General features: G+C 60.6%; 16 protein-coding genes. 6 read left to right on the top strand and 10 right to left on the bottom strand.

Annotated features, from left to right (window positions below; all coding sequences use genetic code 11):
• Positions 1 to 3: 3 nt before the first annotated feature.
• The 10 genes from NKJ80_RS06925 to NKJ80_RS06880 all read right to left on the bottom strand — a co-directional run bounded on the left by NKJ80_RS06925 (position 4) and on the right by NKJ80_RS06880 (position 13110).
• A complete protein-coding gene (locus NKJ80_RS06925; protein WP_023671567.1) occupies positions 4 to 861 on the bottom strand; it encodes a carbohydrate ABC transporter permease in 858 nt (285 codons plus the stop codon).
• A complete protein-coding gene (locus NKJ80_RS06920) occupies positions 861 to 1781 on the bottom strand; it encodes a carbohydrate ABC transporter permease (protein ID WP_352497292.1) in 921 nt (306 codons plus the stop codon). Before NKJ80_RS06920 ends, NKJ80_RS06925 begins: the two co-directional genes overlap by 1 nt.
• Before the next feature lie 331 nt (positions 1782 to 2112).
• Entirely contained in the window at positions 2113 to 3351 is a 1239-nt protein-coding gene (locus NKJ80_RS06915; protein WP_023824528.1) for an ABC transporter substrate-binding protein, read from the bottom strand.
• Between the two features lie 69 nt (positions 3352 to 3420).
• Positions 3421 to 4482, bottom strand: a complete 1062-nt coding sequence (locus NKJ80_RS06910) for a LacI family DNA-binding transcriptional regulator (RefSeq protein ID WP_352497291.1) — start codon at positions 4480 to 4482, stop codon at positions 3421 to 3423.
• A 275-nt stretch (positions 4483 to 4757) separates the two neighbouring features.
• Positions 4758 to 5939, bottom strand: a complete 1182-nt coding sequence (locus tag NKJ80_RS06905) for a hypothetical protein (RefSeq protein ID WP_352497290.1) — start codon at positions 5937 to 5939, stop codon at positions 4758 to 4760.
• The gene (locus tag NKJ80_RS31445; RefSeq protein ID WP_502902190.1) at positions 5939 to 7828 is read right to left on the bottom strand and encodes an ORC-CDC6 family AAA ATPase; all 1890 of its coding nucleotides are present in this window, start codon (positions 7826 to 7828) and stop codon (positions 5939 to 5941) included. The genes NKJ80_RS06905 and NKJ80_RS31445 overlap by 1 nt, the downstream gene beginning before the upstream one ends.
• 32 nt (positions 7829 to 7860) lie before the next feature.
• Positions 7861 to 8979 carry a phosphoribosyltransferase-like protein gene (locus NKJ80_RS06895; protein WP_352497288.1) on the bottom strand — a complete coding sequence of 373 codons (1119 nt, stop codon included), beginning with the start codon at positions 8977 to 8979 and terminating at the stop codon, positions 7861 to 7863.
• Positions 8976 to 10925 (bottom strand): HAD-IIB family hydrolase, encoded by a 1950-nt coding sequence (locus tag NKJ80_RS06890; RefSeq protein WP_352497287.1) that lies wholly within the window; start codon positions 10923 to 10925, stop codon positions 8976 to 8978. The genes NKJ80_RS06895 and NKJ80_RS06890 overlap by 4 nt, the downstream gene beginning before the upstream one ends.
• On the bottom strand, positions 10925 to 11521 hold the full coding sequence (gene ybiA / locus NKJ80_RS06885) for a riboflavin biosynthesis intermediates N-glycosidase (protein WP_352497286.1): 597 nt from the start codon (positions 11519 to 11521) through the stop codon (positions 10925 to 10927). Before ybiA ends, NKJ80_RS06890 begins: the two co-directional genes overlap by 1 nt.
• Before the next feature lie 695 nt (positions 11522 to 12216).
• Positions 12217 to 13110: a LysR family transcriptional regulator gene (locus NKJ80_RS06880; RefSeq protein ID WP_352497285.1), complete on the bottom strand. Its 894-nt coding sequence runs from the start codon at positions 13108 to 13110 to the stop codon at positions 12217 to 12219.
• Between the two features lie 147 nt (positions 13111 to 13257).
• Between NKJ80_RS06880 and NKJ80_RS06875 the strand changes: the two genes are divergently transcribed.
• The 6 genes from NKJ80_RS06875 (at position 13258) to NKJ80_RS06850 (ending at position 18072) form a co-directional block, all read left to right on the top strand.
• Positions 13258 to 14448 carry an MFS transporter gene (locus NKJ80_RS06875; RefSeq protein ID WP_352497284.1) on the top strand — a complete coding sequence of 397 codons (1191 nt, stop codon included), beginning with the start codon at positions 13258 to 13260 and terminating at the stop codon, positions 14446 to 14448.
• Complete coding sequence (locus NKJ80_RS06870; RefSeq protein ID WP_352460531.1) at positions 14445 to 14915, top strand: cyclophilin-like fold protein; 471 nt, start codon at positions 14445 to 14447, stop codon at positions 14913 to 14915. The genes NKJ80_RS06875 and NKJ80_RS06870 overlap by 4 nt, the downstream gene beginning before the upstream one ends.
• A gap of 19 nt (positions 14916 to 14934) precedes the next feature.
• Complete coding sequence (locus tag NKJ80_RS06865) at positions 14935 to 15330, top strand: (R)-mandelonitrile lyase (protein ID WP_352497283.1); 396 nt, start codon at positions 14935 to 14937, stop codon at positions 15328 to 15330.
• Positions 15331 to 15355: 25 nt separating this feature from the next.
• Entirely contained in the window at positions 15356 to 16372 is a 1017-nt protein-coding gene (locus NKJ80_RS06860) for a zinc-dependent alcohol dehydrogenase family protein (protein WP_023819974.1), read from the top strand.
• A gap of 150 nt (positions 16373 to 16522) precedes the next feature.
• Entirely contained in the window at positions 16523 to 16861 is a 339-nt protein-coding gene (locus tag NKJ80_RS06855) for a lipocalin-like domain-containing protein (protein ID WP_488505263.1), read from the top strand.
• A gap of 29 nt (positions 16862 to 16890) precedes the next feature.
• Positions 16891 to 18072, top strand: a complete 1182-nt coding sequence (locus NKJ80_RS06850; RefSeq protein ID WP_352497281.1) for an arabinose transporter — start codon at positions 16891 to 16893, stop codon at positions 18070 to 18072.
• Positions 18073 to 18155: the final 83 nt, after the last annotated feature.

The raw sequence follows: 18155 nt of genomic DNA, 5'->3' as shown, positions 1-18155 counted from the left end.
GGCTCATTTCACCGCGCCGGCCATCAGGCCGCGGATGTAGAAGCGCTGCAGCAAGAGGAAGAGCACCAGGCACGGCACCATCATCACGGTGACGCCCGCCTGCACCGCGCCCCAGTCGATGGCGCCGAAGCGGCCGGACTGAAGTGCGGTCATCATGATCGGCAGCGTGAATTTGGACTGGTCGGTCATCAGCACGAGTGCGGCCAGGAACTCGTTCCAGGCGCCGAGGAAGGCAAACAGCGCGATGGTGACGATGCCCGGCCAGACCAGCGGCAGCATCACCTTGAGCAGCATGGTGACGTTGTTGGCGCCGTCCATGCGCGCGGCCTCCTCGATCTCGCGCGGCACCGCGTCGAAGGCGTTGCGCATCATGAAGATGGAGAACGGCAATTGCAGCGTGACGTAGACCAGGACAAGCCCGGTCAGCGTGTTGTGCAGGCCGACCTTGGTCAGCACCAGGAAGATCGGCGTCAGGATCGACTGGAACGGGATCATGATCGTCGAAAGGATCACGATGAAGAGCACATCCTTCATGGGAAAGCGGAAGCGCGAAAACCCGTAGCCGGCCAGCACGCTGACGACGACCGACAGGATCACCGTCATCGACGCGACATAGAGGCTGTTTTGCGCCGGCAGCCAGAGGCCGTCGCCAAAGGTGTCGAGCGTGCGATAGTTCTCGACCGAGAAGCCGGTCGTCGGCCATGGCGGCAGCGGCGGCTGGCGCGCCTCCTGCGCCGGCTTGAAGGTCGACAGCACGGCCCAGACGATCGGCGCGATGAACAGCACTGAGGCGATCATGCCGGTCGAGTGCTCGGCGATCCTGAGCCAGAGGCGGCTGCTGCGGCTTCTTGCCTGAGCCATCAGTCGATGCCCTCCGGCTTGCGCAGCAGCCAGAGCTGAACCAGGCTGAGCGCCACCAGTATGGCCAGCAGGATCATCGACAGCGCCGCGCCATAGCCGAGCTTGAACGAGACGAAGGACTGGTTGAAAATCCAGTAGACGGCGGTCAGCGTCTGATTGCGCGGGCCGCCGCGCAGGATGATGTAGAACTGGTCGAAGGCGAGGATCGAGCCGGCGATCGACAGGATCAGCGCCAGCGCCAGCGTGCGGCGCATCAGCGGCAGGGTGATGGCGCGAAAGCGTGCGAACGGCCCTGCCCCGTCGATCATCGCGGCTTCCTGCAGATCGGTCGGGATCGACTGCAGGCCGGTCATCAGGATGATCATGGTGAAGCCCGCCACCTTCCAGACGACCATGGCGATGATCGACCAGAAGGCCGGCTGGAACGTCGCCAGGAGGTTGAACTTTTTCGCCGTCAGGCCGAGGTCGTAGGCGGCAGGGCTGAACAGGCCGGAATCGACATTGAGCAGCCACGACCAGAGCAGGCTGGCCGAGGCGAAGCCGACGACCGCCGGCATGAAGAAGGATGTCCGGTAAAAGCCGGTCAGCCGCCTGGGCTTTTCGATGAACAGCGCCAGCGGAAAGGCGACGGCGAAGATCACGATGGTGACGATCACGGTGTAGTAGGCGGTGAAGCTCAGCGCGTTCCAGAAGCGGTTGTCGCGCAGGATCGCCCGGTAATTGTCGAAACCGATGTAAAAATGCTCGCCCATCAGCGGCCAGTTGTGCAGCGACATCCAGGCGGTCATGCAGAGCGGGATGATGAAGAATACGACGACCAGCGCCACGGCCGGCGCGACATAGAGCAGGCCGATCCACTGCCGGTGGCCGGCGCCGACCAGTTTTCTGGCGCGTGGCGGGGTGGTGGTGGTGATGGTCATTTACCCTCCCCCTCGTGGGGAGGGTCGCTGCGCAGCAGCGGGGTGGGGGTACGGCGCCGGCCTCCCACCCGGACCTGCGGTCCGACCTCCCCGCAAGGGAGAGGTAGGGCGTCGGTGCGATGATTGAGAATGCCAGAGGTCATGCCTGCTCTTCCGTTGGATCTCGTAGGGCGGTGGGACACACCTCCCCCACCCCGCTGCTTCGCAGCGACCCTCCCCACAAGGGGGAGGGTAAGGAGCGCCGGCCGCCCGTCCAGGGAGACGGACCGGGCGGCCGGATCAGGACCCGCGACGGCAAGGGCGTTGCACCGCCCTCGCCGCCGGCCAGTCCTTATTTCTGCGCCTGGTCGATGATCGACTGCATGGTCTCTTGTGCATTGGCGATGGCGCCATCGACGTCGTCGCCGAAGACGACCTCGTTGATCATCTGCGTCCACGGACCGTTGGCCGAGTTGATCAGGTCGTTGAACACCACGGAATAGGGCGTGCGGCCCTTGGCCATGGCTTCGGCGGCGATCTGGTAGCGCGGATCGAGATCTTTCAGCGCTTCCTTGGCGATGTCGCCGCGCACCGGCAGGCTGCCGTATTTGGCCAGGATGGTCTGGCCTTCGAGCGAATAGGCGAAGTCGAGAAACTCCTTCACCACGGCGAGCTTCTTGGTGCCCTTGGTGACGACGAAATTGTCGCCGCCGGCAAACGAAGACCAGCCGCTGTCCTTGCCCGGCAGGAAGGTGACGCCATAGTCGATGTCCGGATACTGCGTGTTGAGCGCGCCGATGGCGAAGGCGCCGGACGGCGAAATGCCGATATTGCCGGTGGCGAAGGCGGCAAAGAAATTGGCGCCGGTGTCGGTCTGCGCGCCGGCCGGCACCAGATCCTTCTTGACCATCGAGCGGTAGAGGTCGATGGCGCCACGCAGCTGCGGGCTGTCCAGCGTCGCCTTGGAGCCGTCCTCGCTCAAAATGTCGCCGCCAGAGGCCCACACCAGCGGCGTGAAGGTGAAGATGTTGCAGCCGCCGCAATTGCCGGAGAAATAAAAGCCCTTGATGTCGCCGCCGAGCGCGTTGACCTTTTCGGCATCGGCCTCGATCTCGGCCCAGTTGGCCGGCCCCTTGTCGGGATCGAGCCCCGCCTGCTTGAACAGCTTCTTGTTCCAGATCAGCACCGAGGCGTCGGCCGAGAACGGCAGCCCGTAAATGTGGTCCTTGTAGGTGCCGGTCTTGACATGCGCCGGCGACAGGCTGGCGAAATAGGGCAGCGATTTCGCCCAGTCGGTGATGTCTTCGAGCTGGCCGGCGGCGGCAAAGGACGGCGTGTAGATCAGGTCGAGCGACAGCGCGTCGGGCGCCGTGCCGCCGGCGGCGGCGGCGCCATATTTCGGGATGATCTCGGCATTGGGAATGATGTCCAGCTTGACCTGGTTCTCATGGCCCTTGTTGAAGGCATCGACGATGCGCGGCATGAAGTTCGAGCCGTCGGCGCGAACCCAGATGTTGGCGGTGTCGGCGGCCATTGCAGGCAAGGCAATGATGCTCGCGGCGAGCGCGAACCCGGTAATCACAGTCTTCATGGTTTTCCTCCTCATGGTTCTGTTCTCCTCCCTGTTGCGGCGCTCTCTTAGATGGCGCCGCGCGTTCTCCTAGCCGTCCGGCGGACGGCCGCATGACTGACGCACCACCAGCCGGCACGGCAGTTTTCGAATGCCCGGCGCGGCGGGTTGGCCGCCGACGAGCGAAAGCAGAGTGAGGCCGGCCTCGCGGCCGAGCGCTGCCAGGTTCATGTCGACCGAGGTCAGCGGCGGGCGGGTTGCCTCGGCCACGATCTCCCAATTGTCGAAGCCGATGACGCCGACATCGCCAGGCACCTCTAAGCCGCGCTCGCGCAGCGCATCGATGACGCCGCGCGCGATCTGGTCGTTGCCGCAGAACACCGCATCGGGTTTCTCTCCCTTCTTGTTGAAGAGCGTTGGGCCGTCGAACAGCTTTCCGACGGCGTCATGCCCCCAGGCTTCCGACCACGAGCCCAGCAAGGGCTCGGTGACCGGCAGGCCGTGCGCGGCCAGCACATCGCGAAAAGCCTGTGCCCGCTCATTCACCACGGCAAAACTTTCGGGACCGCTGACATGGGCGATGCGCCGCCGCCCGAGCCGGCAAAGATGCTCGACCGCCAGCCGCGCGCCGCCGGCATCGTCGGAGACGAAGGCGATGGCATCGGGATCGGGCTGGCTGAAGGCGTAGATGACGGGCACGCCGAGATTGGCGAGGTCGACCGGCAGATGGCGGTCGATGCGCTTGCCGCTGGCGATGATGCCGTCGATGCGCTTGTCCAGCATCGCCTCGACATGCAGCTGCGCCAGCCGCGGATCGTCCTCGACATTGCACATGAACACCGAAACGCCGGCATCGACCAGCGCGTCGGAAATGCCGGACATGACCGGCAGCGAAAAGCGGCCATAGGTATCGTTGGTCAACAGGCCGACGGTGAAGGAGCGCCGCCGCAGCAGGCTCTGCGCCAGGCTGTTGGGGCGAAAGCCGAGCCGCTGCGCCGTCTCGCGAATGCGCTGCCGCGTCTCGGCGGTCATCCGCCCCTGCCCGTTCAGCGCCTTCGAGGCCGTGGCCACACTGACACCAGCCATCGCCGCGACTTCACGCAGGGTGACGGGTTGCTTGGCGGGTAGTGGCGACGTGTCGGAGGCGGCCATGGTGCGGGGCGAAATCCCTAGTTGGGAAAAGGTTTTCTCTTACTTGGCAATAGCGTGCCGATGTGGTGGATGGTGGATGCTGCTGGGCTTGAGAAAAGGTTTTCTCAGGAGAGAATAAGATGGGAATTGGGGGATGGCAAGGGGTGCGGTTTGGGGCGGATGGGCACTACGCCTCTGAGGGAAGCGACAATGCCCTTTTGCCGGTGGCAAAAACACCAACAGTAAGACCGCACCTTTTGCGGCAAGTCATCGGCAGTCTCTAGGGACGCACGAGGTTATTCCGCACTTCGAGAGTACGCGTCGCCTGTGAGCACTATAGCAGATACCTCTGGCTGCGAAGCTCGAAGCGCGGTAATATTTGCTATGTATCGCTTTGGCTCGGCATACGGTATCGCCACACTGGATTTGTGATCTTGGGAGATCAACTTCATTTCGAAGCACGCCAAGGCACTGCCGATAGTTATGAGCTTGCTCGCCAAAGGCGTAACGACTAGTCGACATCCACCAATCACAGCCATTGTGCTCCGGTATCTCAGCATGGCACCTAGTAGTTGCCGATATGCTTCGAATGGATGCGCCTCGTGCACATATAAAATATTGCTTAATGGTGTCTCTCGAGTACCGAATAGTATACTGTTATATTCTACCAACAATTGATCACCTCGCCGAGGATCGCGAGAGGGATGGGGCAAAACTGGACAGATCTCTGCCCAAGTTGGAATGCTGCCTTCGACCTTTGTTACCTGAGCAAGACGATTCTCTCCCAGCACAGGGAACCAAACGAGCGGCATGTCCCTAAGGGCCTCCGATTGCATCGCTTCCGAATAGCCCGGTATTAGAACAAGATCGTTGCTCGGATCCTCAGAACTAATTTGGCTGTCGAGAGCAGCGTCTTCCCCAACCAAAACCTGGAGTGTCATGCCGTTGGCGACCAACCCAGTGCCCTCACTTCCACCAGGAATGATCTTGGCAAGCAGTGAAAGCAGAATCGTGAGATATGCAATTCGGGGAAGCGAGCTGACATCAAGGATGATGTCCGTCTGATCCGTGATGTGGCGAAGTACTTCATCAGTTCCGCGACGAAGAGCTACTGTTGTACTGATGTCGTCCTCGCCTTCAGCAGATCCACCTATCTCGATGTGTTCACAAGTCCCTACAGCTTCGAACATTCGCTCGAGATCTTCGGCATTTTCTACGGTCTGCTCTTGGAGTTCCGCGGAGAGCTGATAGCCAGCAAAGCCTACCAACAGAAGCGTTGCTCCAGCTATCGGGCACCGCGAAGCAATCAGTCGATCAACAAACCTCGAAGCGACAATGTTGGCACGAACGTCGAATCCTCGGCCTGCAACATACAAGACGCGGATAGGTTTGCCCGCTTGCCGACGATCAGCGAACATTTCGTCCCAAAGTTCTTCGACCTCAATCCCACGGCGAAAGACATAATTCTCCCAAATCATTATGTGACCTCAAATGCGAGGCTTCGTGACGGTTGCAGTCCGGATTCCGTCCACTCCACCAGCTTCTGCACCGATATCTCCTGCCAGCCGCCATATTGAAGCGGCAGCCCGTATTGAGCGCAGAGCGTGCGATTCAAATAAAACACCGTCCCGCCCTCGCGTGCCGTACTTGGACTGCTGTCACGAGTGACTAAGAGATTTTCAGCAACACATTCAAAAAGTACACGAGAAAATATCGATAGCGAGGGCTCCGTTGTTTTTGACACCCTCTTCAATTTGGCAATTTCAGAATTTGACAATCTTACTCCCGTTACACCAGGGGCGTAGGGTGCATTCATCAAAAATGTTCGCTCGCGACAGAACAAGCCTATCGAGTCTAGGAGCCGCTGAGCCCTCGTCCCTTCAGTATGACTTCGCGGAATGAAATCTCGCTTCCGCCCCGCCGCCTCGCGAAGCCGCTTCTCCTGCTCAAGCGGCAACAACTGAGGTTGGGTTTGGCGACGGAGAACCTGCTTGGCCTTCATCCCCTCGTACAATGCCGCCGCCAACGATAATAATTCTTCAACGTTGCTGGTGGCCATGGCGCAGAGCCGATCGATGCCAAAATAATAGGGAACCTTGAACTCATAGTTCGCAAAAATTTCGGCGGCGCCTTTTACTGCAGAACTGTCTCGGTCCTCTAGTTCATCTGTACTGAGCGGTGTCAACTCAAATGACAACTGCCTATTCGTCGCGTCCCGCGCTACCAAGATTCTAGTTACAAAAAGATCGAAAAGTGCGTCACCATTGATGTTGGCAGGGTGCTCCTCAGCTCGCGCAAACCACTCACTGTACCTCATACTGTTTCTATGGCGGCGAGCCTCCTCGCGAAAGCCCTCAATGGCTTGAGGATAGGCCTCCTCAAGCTCGCGAGGAGTCAGACTTTCTGAGAGATACTGTCCAAAAGAGCCTCCAGGCACTGACGTTTGTAGTGCGAAACGTCGATCAAGGATGTTCTGCGCGAAGGTGACGAATTGCTGGCTGCTACGACCGCCGCCCCACAACTCCTCAAGCGGGTAGTCTCGTACGTCACGTCCCTCCCTCGCGCCTTGTGACAGAAACTCATCTGCAAAGGCGATACTGCGGCTTGCCAGCCACACCGGAATCGCAGGCCTCAATATGACGAGTTCATCGACCAGCATCGTCCGCTGGCTCTTTCGGAGCTTCTGTATATCGTCGATCATTAGCAGCCGTTTCGGCGCTACCGTCCTCCCATTTTGAACGAAACGAACGGTCTGAAGCCACAAGATGGCCTCAAATCTAACCTGCGTGGGCGCGGAGGCGCCCAGCGTGCTCGCTATTGAGTCAAGCTGATTATATATCTCCCGCTCACGCTGTTCCGCCCAGGTAACCATCTCTCCTACGGTTTCTCTGAGGGGTATGGCCGTCAGTTCATGTGCGGGAGAGTCGTACTCTAAGCGAACATCGTCTAGTTCGCCGGATGACGATGTACCAATAAGATCGGCCAAACTCCGCAGTGCGCGGAGGATGATTCTGCAGTCGAGTAGTGCCCTAAAGACACCCTCGCCAGTACTCGTCGCACCCGGCGGAAGGTCCGCATATCCGGCAGCACAAGAAAGAAAGACCCCTAGCAACTGAGGGCCATGGTGCTCATCCAAGACACCTCGATCGACCAATTGCCGATACGACTCCGCCTGGGTCGGCTTTGCGTGCCAAAATGCTCTGAGGGCGTTCGGAGTGAAAGCCCGCAGTATCGTCGTCTTTCCACCTCCCGGCGGGCTGCGGAAAATATGAACGGCTCCTTCTAGGCAATCCTCCCGAAGTTTCTCAAGAACCTTTGGTGAAAAAAGATGAACGAACTCCTGATCGGAGGTTGTTCTCTCCGACATCCTTTCTAGGAAGGGATTAGCACGGTAGGCCATCAGGTTTCTCTGTGACGACTGACGCGAGGGAACAACCCAAAGAAACTGTAGTCCTCGGGTCCCCACAGGGCGTAAACCGAATTATTGGGAGTATTATGGGATAGAACCAATGGCAGCGAACATCCCGCGAAACCGAACCGGGCGCTCTGCGTCCCGCCGATAGCGATGTGGCGATCCGAGGCCCTCGAGTCGTAGTAGGCTTCCTTATTCAAGATGCCCATAAGCGCAGGTTCGCTGCCTGACACTAGCGCAGCGTTCTTCTCAATCGGGCAGAGAACATGCAACCGAAGCGGCTTGAGCCCCTGCTCAGCGGTGAAGCGTTCTGACCAATACTCGATGTGATCAATCGCCTGCCGCGTAGCGACATATAGCAATAAGTACACCTCGTAATAATCTGGGTCTACAAGATCCCCTGCAAGAACGCGTTCATATATCTTTCGAATCTTTCCTTTAAATCGTCGTTCTTTCCCATCAAACCGTATATACGTATTTCCGCTTCCGGAGAAATCATCGACAAGCCAAACAAGGCTAAATCTCTCTTCGCGAGCAGGCCTCGCCAATGGAATTGCGGCCGTTTCCAGAGATTTTTGCAACTCTTCAAGCATATCGTCAGCTTTTGCTTCGCCCAATTCATAAGCTTGCCAAATCTGCTCATTGCCAATTGCTCCGTTGCTGGCTCGACGGAGATCGTTGGTATGTGCGCCGTCACTCAAACCCAGGTAAAGCGACTTGATCCGAAGTTGCTCGAACCGTGGATGGGTTAGAAGCTCCCCGATCCGATACGGCGCTATCCCATTCTCCTGCGCTACAAGCCGCAACCGCTCTTGAACAATGACGTCAGGATAGGCGAGTTGTACAAGGTGAGACATCTCCTGCTCAGAGATGAAAATTAGCCTTCGCTGAACTAAGGCTAGCGCTTCTACCCGGTCGAGGGAGTCAAATTGATTCAACCACAGGGCTAAACTTTCGATGAACCGCTTGCCAGGGCCGTAGCGCTGATATTGATCATACTTATAGTCCGCTAGAAGTTGAAGTATGGGAACCTGCTGTCGTACCACTTCTGGGTCAGACCAACCCATAACCGCCGCGAGAAGATCCTGCGCATTGACATCCTTCATTGCGCGCCCTGCTCAAGTTCGAAACGAAACGATCCTCCATCGCCGATCACGACCCGAGCCAGATACCAGAGGGTGGCATCAACGTCTCGTTTGTACTTAGGAGCGAGCTTCCAACCCCTGTCCAGTCGGCGCGATGGGAGATCCACACTCAGTGAAAACTGATGCTGTAGCAACGCCGAGTCGTTTCCGGGCCACGCTCCGAGATCTCCCATCGTGACAATCTCGTAGGGATCGATACGATCATCCTGGACAATACGTGCTACTAGATGTGATTTACTTACACCCCGCGACAGGATGTCTATGGAGTGCTTGCTGCGCAAAATCGTACCCGCCTCTAGCCCGGCTTGTTTCAACGCGTCTACGATTACGAACCACATGTTTTCGGTGCTGACACCGTTCTCGAACCGAATGCTAAGTTGGTGAGGAGGGGTCGGTCGTATCTGGGCAATGGGCACGCCGTAAGACTTGAGGTTCGAAACGATACGTTGCGCATGAATCAAGAACTCGCTCAACTGCTCGACCTTGGCCGGCCCTTCTCCAAGGCGGCCAATCCAACCGCCATTGTAGAGGCCTAGTCGGATCATAGGCCAAAGCGCCTTTTCCAACTGTGTTTCCAAGTGCTGGCCGATTGATCCACCTCGCCCTGAAGCGATGCCTACGACGATGCCCGAACTCGCTAGACGCGTAAGCTGCTCGATGATCTCTGGCGACGGAGCCACGTCTAGACTGTTTGAGCTGCAAAGCGTCCCATCATAATCAAACACAATCGCACGGAAGGTTTGCCTCGCGAATGCCGCCTCCGTGGCCTCCAGTGCTCGCCGAATTTTTCCGCTATTTCTCTCCATGGGCCAATGGGCACCCAGAACTTCATATTTTGCGTCTTCGCCGCGCACCTCATTTTCCTCCGGCCGAGGAATCAACGCTGCTAAATCGGCGTAGTAGAGCTTCCGGCCAAGCGGCGAGACGTTCGGCCGCGAGATATCTCGCTTTGAATGATTTGCAATCTCCGAAACGAGGTGCATTGCTGCCACTAAGCCCCCAAGCAAGTCTCGTGGCGTTGACGCAGACAATGGAAGTACGAAAGTAGGAACCTCCTCCGGAACCTGTGGCCTCATATCCTCCCATAGATTTCTCGTGCCTGGCTCTGTGAGGACGAGCATAGCACTGTCATCTGATCGTTCCGTCAGCCAAAGATGGCGCCCATGCGCGAACGACCGGAAATCAGCGAGTTGTGAGAACAACAATGCCGCCTCTGATAATTTGGACTCAAGATCTTCGGCAATGGGGCGAAGCCGGGGCGAAAATACGATGATCAGTCCTTTGCGAGACACCGCCTCACGAACAAACGCAGCCGAGCTGGCGAGCCACGATCGAAAAGGCAGATCGCCAAAGCTTATCTCGTCTGTCTTCAGCGCCCTCGGTGCCTCGTGCTGATCAAGCTCCCCGTAGGCTCTCGCGACGAGGCTTGCGTCGAAGATCAGACTGTTCGTCGCTAGATACCCATCCTTATCCGCGAGTTCAAAAACATGGCCCCTAACGTCGTTCAAAGAGTTCACACGCTCCATCAGCGGGCTATCTTTTCGATTGGTGACTACGTGGACCGGTCGTGAACTGTGTTGACGCGCACGTTGTAGAGCCTCAAGTATATCCGGATTCTTGCCTTCTGCCGAAATAATGAAAATTGGACTTGTCGAAGCGAGCGTCGGATTGCAGATTAACTCCAACGGAGTGACTGCTCTCGATATGCGACCAGTGTAGGCCTCATGAAGACTGCAGAGCAGCGACGCAACAGTAAACGATCCTCCCGACCCAACGGCGATTAGGCTGGCGTCGCTCGCGCTCGCGATCGCAGCTTTCAACATTGAGATTTCTGCTCCTGCCGCGCGAGCGAGCGTCGCATCAATATGTGACAGCTCGCGCTCGTAGTGCGTCAGCGCGGTCTTCACTATAGGATTGCCTCTGACGAGCGCGCCGATTCGGACATCTTCGTTGACGATCTACCAGAAAGTGTTGCGGGCCCACGCTCGCCGGCCAATTCCACTCTCACTTCCATCAGCAGAAGGCCAAGCATGTTTTGGCCATTGCCGTTCACTTCTCCCCATAGGCGGTTTACCGCGCTGTTGACTCGGCCTGCCTCTACCAAACGGGCAGAACCCGTGGAAAGGAGCAACTCAGCGAGGTCTGGATGTTGAGTAAATTTCGCACGCAAGACGCGTCGCATTCGTTCAAACTTGATGCTCGCCCAGTTCGGAACAACCTCCCATGTATACAATCCATGGGCAGCCATCGCCGCTAGTGCTGGAGTAGGGGCCGATTGGATCCAGTCGCGAACGGCTGGCTTTGCCGCCTTTCCGGCCTGATAGGCGTGTTCCGCAGTCGGGAAAACAATCCCCTCAAATTCCACTGGGCGCCGAAACAGATTGCTAAGCGCGCCATACGGCTTTTCATTCGCACGATAAAAGCGGATGGTTTCAACGTCCATTTGTGTCTTTTTCTCGCCGGCAGAGGCATCAGCCGTGGACTTGGCTTTTTGTCGATTCACTTTCAAATACCCCGACTAGCATGTGTTCTGGCCGCCGGCTGCCCGACGCGCACCATTGCACAATAGGGACAGTCTGGGTGGTTCGGAAGGATTTTGCGGACCTTCCCACCGTTAGTTCTGTTCCTCCCTAGCTGGATTGAAAACTTCCATCGGCCTGCAAGCTGTCGAGTGCATACGACAATTCGCCGGTATCTGCTCGTCTACTTTCAGGGCAAACACCCATCGCCTCGAAGGTCGCGACAAGTTGCCTCTGTCTGTTCGAGTAGGCGTCAGATCATTAGAGGTTCTCCGCGCCCCCTCACCCACCAACGCGCTTCCGGCGTTCCCGGCGACTGCACCAGCCGAGCCCAAGGCGATAGGCGGCCTCGCCGGCGCCGTCTGCATGAGGCTCGCTCATGTTCTGTTTCCGGTTGCCTCGGAAGCCGCAGCCCCCGCAAGGCCCAAAGAGCGGCCAGCCAAGACGCCCCGCCCAGACCCACTCCAGAGACAAAATTCAGCAGTTCGGAAAAACCGGCAACAGATCGGGTGGCATAAGCTTTCCGGTAGGGATTCCGGGTTCTTCCTTTTTGGACCTCCACCAACAAAATCGCAGCGGCGGCGCAGCGCCTGCTCCAGCGGCGGCATGAACAGCCGGGCGGTGCCCAGGTAGAACCTGCCATTACCGAGCTCAGCTTCATGATCCAAGCAGTCTCGGGTCAGATGCGATGGCGGAGCGCGTCGATGATCACCGCCATGGCAGGGGAGAGCTGTCGCCTGCTCGGATAGTAGAGGTGATAGCCGGCAAAAGGCGGGCTCCAGTCGTCAAGCACGAGCCTGAGGCGTCCCTCGGCGATGTGGTGGCTGACGAGGTTTTCCGGGACATAGGCGATCCCGAAACCGCTTGTCGCAGCCTCGATCATGGGAATGGACGAATTGAAGGTGAGTTGGCCTTCCACCCGCACACGAAGGTCGCGGCCATCCCTGGCGAATTCCCACGCATACAATCCGCCGAACGTCGCCTGCCGCATGTTGATGCAGTCGTGATCGACCAGGTCCTGGGGCGCGGCCGGAACCGGATGGCGGGAAAAGTAGTCCGGCGAAGCCACGGCCACGAGCCTCCAATCCGGCCCGATGCGCACTGCGATCATATCCCGGTCGATGCTCTCGCCAAGCCGCACGCCTGCGTCGAAGCGCTCCTCCACAATGTTCTTCATGCCGTTGTCGCTGTAGAGCTCGACGCGCACGTCGGGATTGTCGTTGAGCAAGGGCTGGAGCTTCGGCCAGACGGTCGTCTGGAGCGCATGGTCGGACAGTGTGATGCGGACCGTTCCGGAGGGCTTGTCGCGAAAGGCCACCAGGCTTGCGAGGTCGGATTCGATTTCCTCGAAGCGGGGAACGAGAGATTGGAAAAGTCGCTCGCCGGCCTCGGTCGGAGAGACGCTCCGCGTCGTACGCGTCAGCAGGCGGACGCCAAGACGAGCTTCAAGCTCCTTGATTGTCGAACTCAGGGTCGACTGCGAGGTTCCGAGCTTTGCCGCCGCCCTGGTGAAACTGCGCTCCCGGGCGACCGCCACGAACCAGAGCAGATCCTTCATGCCATCGCGCTGCATAGGGCACCTCCCATCGGACATTCATATCATGAGCAGATAAGTCCATGCGGATTGCTTAGTCTACTTAAATGGGTTCCCCTGCAATATCTTCTGGCAGCGACGGGAATTTGCGGCTGATCCGTCCGGCGCTTTGCCAGGATGCCAATCATGGAAACCACATACGACACAAGGCTTGTTGAAAACCGCGCCGCATGGGGCGCGGTGTTGTCGATGGCGCTATGTGTTTTCGTGCTCATCGCATCGGAATTCATGCCGGTCAGCCTGCTGTCGCCGCTAGCGGCCGATCTCGGCATCACCGAGGGCCGGGCGGGACAGGCGATCTCGATTTCGGGCGCTTTCGCCGTCGTGACCAGCCTGCTGGTCGCCGGCCTCACGCGCCACATCGACCGCCGACTGGTCGTGACCGGCTTCACCCTCCTCCTCATCGTGTCCGGTCTGGCTGTCACCTTCGCGCCGAACTACGCGTTGCTCATGGTCGGCCGGGCGCTGCTCGGCATCGCGATCGGCGGGTTCTGGTCGATGTCGACCGCGATCGTCATGCGCCTCGTGCCGCAAGACATGGTTCCGAAGGGTCTCGCCATGCTGAACGCCGGCAATGCCATTGCGGCCACCATCGCCGCGCCGCTGGGCAGTTTTCTTGGCGCCTATGTCGGCTGGCGCGGCGCTTTCTTCCTCGTCGTGCCGTTTGGTCTCCTGGCGCTGGCCTGGCAATGGACAAGCCTGCCGCCGCTGCCGCCGCGCCGCAGGAATCGTGCCGGCAATCCGCTGGCGCTGCTCGGCCGTCTTCCCGTCGCCACCGGCATGGCGTCGATCATGATGCTGTTCATGGGCCAGTTCGCGCTCTTCACCTATCTGCGGCCCTTCCTCGAGAACGTCACGCGGCTCGACATCGCCGCCCTCTCGGCGGTCCTGCTGGCGATGGGGCTGGCCGGGGTGCTCGGCACATGGTGCGTCGGCCGGCTCTTGCGCACGCGTCTGTTCAGCATCCTCACCGTCATCCCGCTGGTCATGGCTGCGCTGGCCGCCGCGCTCATCGCCTTCGGTGCACTCCCGGGTCCCACAGCGCTGCTGCTCGTTGCCTGGGGCTTCTTCGGCATGGCCGCGCCGGTCGGTTGGGGCACGTGGCTCAGCCGAACGTTGCCGAACGACGCGGAGGCCGGCGGCGGGTTGCAGGTAGCCGTGATCCAGCTCGCCATCACCGGCGGCGCGGCGATCGGCGGCACGCTGTTCGATACGGTCGGCTGGTGGGCACCGTTCACTCTGGGCGCGCTGCTGCTCTGCGGATCGGCGCTCGCCGCCCTCGCCGCAGCGCATATGGCCCGGAGGTCTTTGCCATGACGATCGAACGTGCGCCGCTCAGCCGCCGGACATTGCTCGGCGTCGCGCTCGCGGTGGCGGCCCTGCCTCGCACAGCCGCCAGCCAGGAAAGCCAATCTCCCGTCAGCCAGGAGCCCACCGAAATGAAGATCAGGATGGTTTTCAACGGCCGCATCATGACCGCCACGCTCTACGACAATCCCTCGGCGCGCGACTTCTTCTCCATGCTGCCGCTCGACCTCGAGATCGATGACTACGCCCATAACGAGAAGATCGCCTATCTGCCACGCAAGCTGACCGAGGAGGGAAGCGGCCCGTTCGCCGACGAGCAGCCCTATGACCTGTGCTATTTCATGCCCTGGGGCAACCTGGCCATGTTCTACGCCGACTACCGCCATCCCGGGCTGATCAGGCTTGGCCGCTTCGACGAGGGCGAGCAGGCCCTGCACATTCGCGGCAAATTCCCGCTTCGCATCGAGCGCATTTGAGGACGCAAAGGAGATCACCATGGACATTCTTCGCGCCGGCACCAGGCCTTCCGGCAAGGGACCGCCTGACTGGTTCACCGGAACGGTGCGGATCGATCCGCTCTTCAATCCCTTCGACGCCGAGCGGGTTCAAGGCGCACAGGTGACCTTCGAGCCCGGCGCCCGCACCGCCTGGCACACGCATCCGCTCGGCCAGACGCTGATCGTCGTCTCCGGCCTGGGCCGCGTGCAGCGCGAAGGTGGCCCGGTCGAGGAAATCCATCCGGGCGACGTCGTCTGGTTCGCGCCCGGCGAAAAGCACTGGCACGGCGCGTCGCCTCAGACCGCCATGACCCACATCGCCCTCCAGGAGGTCAAGGACGGCAAGGTCGTGGACTGGCTGGAACATGTCAGCGACGCCGACTACGGCACCTGATCTTCTCCCCTCGAAAGGAACCAACATGCTTGCAACCGTTCTTCACAAACCGGGCGACATACGCTGCGAGGAAATCGCCGATCCGAAAATCATGCGGCCGACGGACGCCATCATCAAGCTGTCGGCAAGCTGCATCTGCGGCTCGGACCTGTGGCCCTATCGCGGGCTGCAGCCGGTCGCCGGGCCGATGCATATGGGCCACGAATATTGCGGCATCGTCGTCGAGGTCGGCGCAGAGGTGCGCACGGTCCGCCCCGGCCAGTTCGTCGTCGGGTCGTTCTGCCTCTCGGACAACACCTGCCCGCATTGCCGCTTCGGCTTCCAGTCGTCTTGTGTGCAGCGCGAGTTCATGTCGGGCGCGCAGGCGCCTTACGCCCGCGTACCCTTGGCCGATGGCACACTGGTCGCCACCGCCGAGGTGCCGCCGGCCGACCTCATCCCTGACCTGCTGGCGGTGTCCGATGTGCTCGGCACCGGCTGGTATGCGGCCGACGCAGCCGAGGTCCGCGAAGGATCGACGGTGGTCGTGGTCGGCGATGGTGCGGTCGGCCTGATGGGCGTGCTTGCGGCCAAGGAGATGGGCGCCGAGCGCATCATCGCCATGAGCCGGCACGCCAGCCGCCAAAAGCTCGCCCGCGAGTTTGGCGCGACCGACATCGTCGCCGAGCGCGGCGAGGAAGGCGTGGCCCTCATCAAGGAACTCACCAAGGGCGTCGGCGCGGACTCCGTGCTGGAATGCGTCGGCACGGGAGAATCCTTCGACCAGGCGCTGGCCTGCTCCCGCCCCGGCGGCACCATCGGCTATGTCGGCGTGCCGCATGGCGTGAACTTCGACGGCCAAAAACTATTCTTCGGCCAGAAACGCATGCTGGGCGGCCCGGCGCCGGTGCGCCGCTTCCTGCCCGACCTGATGGACCGTGTGCTGCAAGGTCGGATCAAGCCCGGCAAGGTCTTCGACCTCAAGCTGCCGTTGGCCGAGGTCGCTGAAGGCTACCGCGCCATGGACGAGCGTCGCGCCATCAAGGTCATGCTTTCGGTGTGAGCAGCAATCAGGCGGACGGCCTGTGCGCACCCAAAACTCAGAAAAGGAACAACATATGACAATGAGATTGAAGATTGCCGCCTTGCGCTTGCGCTTTCGGTGGCCACGCCGGCTTTCTCGCAAGAATCCGCGATCATCGGCGCATGGCGCATGATTTCGCTCGAGGCCGGGGCAGAGGGAAACCTGAAGCCCGTGCCCTATTCCGGCCAGGTCATCTTCACCGAGGCCGGCACCCTCTCGGTGCAGGCGCAGAACCCCGACACCAAGGCGCCGGACACGCCTTACACGGCGAATGGCTACGAAGCCTATTACGGGCCGGTCGCCATCAACGACCAGGACAAGACCTTCGTCATCACAATCGATTCCTCCCTGGTCCGCAACCTCGTCGGGAAGAGCATGAAACGCAAATTCGAGGTCTCGGACAACAAACTGGTCCTCACGCCTGACAACCCGGCCGAAGGCTGGCGCGTGACCTACGAACGCTACTGATCCGAACAGTTGGGTTGCCGATGGCCAAGATGGCGCGGATTTCAGACCGAAATGGCGTCATGGCGGAACTGGTGCCGATCATGGCGGCTGTCTTCGCCGGCTTCCTGCTGATCGGCCTGGCGCTACCCGTCCTGCCGCTGCATCTTGACCAGCAGCTCGGCTTCGGCCCCTTCGCAGTGGGACTGGTGACGGGCAGCCAGTTCGTCGCCTCGATGCTGTCGCGCATCGGGGCTGGAAACTATGCCGATGGACGCGGCGGCAAGCGCGCCGTCATCGTCGGCCTCGTTGCCGCTGCCCTTGCCGGGCTATTTTACCTCGGCTCGCTGGCATTGCTCGACCGGCCGGTAGCGTCCGCATCCGCGCTGTTCGCCGGACGGGCGGTACTGGGCGCGTCCGAGAGCTTCATCATCACCGGCGGCGTCGCCTGGGGCCTCTCCGTTGCTGGCGGACAGAACTCCGGAACAGTCATAGCCTGGGTGGGCACGGCGATGTTTGCGGCGCTCGCGCTGGGAGCGCCGGTCGGATCCGCGCTTTATGCGGCGAGCGGTTTCACCGCGATCGCACTCGCGACGATCGTCCTGCCGCTGGCGACGCTGCTTGCCATCCTGCCGATGCGCGGCACCGGCGCCGTCGCGGGCAGCGCGCCGCAGTCATGGAGGAGCGTGGCGAAAGCGGTCTGGCTTCCTGGCGTCGGAGCTGCTTTCAGCAGCCTCGGCTATGGTGCTATTCTGGGCTTCGGCGCCCTGCTCTTCGCCGAGCGGGGCTGGCAGCCGGTATGGCTTCCCTTCACGGCCTATGCCGCGTCGCTGATCGTGGCAAGGCTGTGCTTCGGCCACCTGCCCGACAGGCTTGGAGGCGCACGCGTCGCCGTGATCTTCGTCGCGGTCGAGGCGGCAGGGCTGATGCTGATCTGGCTTGCGACCGGGCCTGTTGTCGCCGCAATCGGAGCGGGTCTGACTGGCCTCGGCTACTCGCTGGTCTATCCCGGCCTCGGCGCCGAGGCCGTAGGCCATCTTCCGTCGCGCAGCCGCGGCCTGGCCATGGGACTCTACACCGTCTTCCTCGACGTGGCGCTCGGCTTCGGCAGTCCGGCGCTCGGCCTGGTCGCCGCGTCGACCGGGCTGCAATTCGTCTTCTTCGCCGTTGCGGCGGCAACGCTTCCGGCGTTGGGCATCGCTCTGCTGCTGGGTCGCCGTAGCGCTCCATTATAGACAGCTCGCCGGCGCCGTCTGCATGAGGTTCGCTCATAGTCTCTTTCCGGGTCGCCACGGAGGCTGAACCCCTCCCCGCAAGG

This window comes from Mesorhizobium sp. M0030 (assembly GCF_040323695.1).
GTDB lineage: Bacteria > Pseudomonadota > Alphaproteobacteria > Rhizobiales > Rhizobiaceae > Mesorhizobium.
Note: the sequence above shows the minus strand (reverse complement) of the source record. Positions and strands in the feature narration are given on the sequence as shown.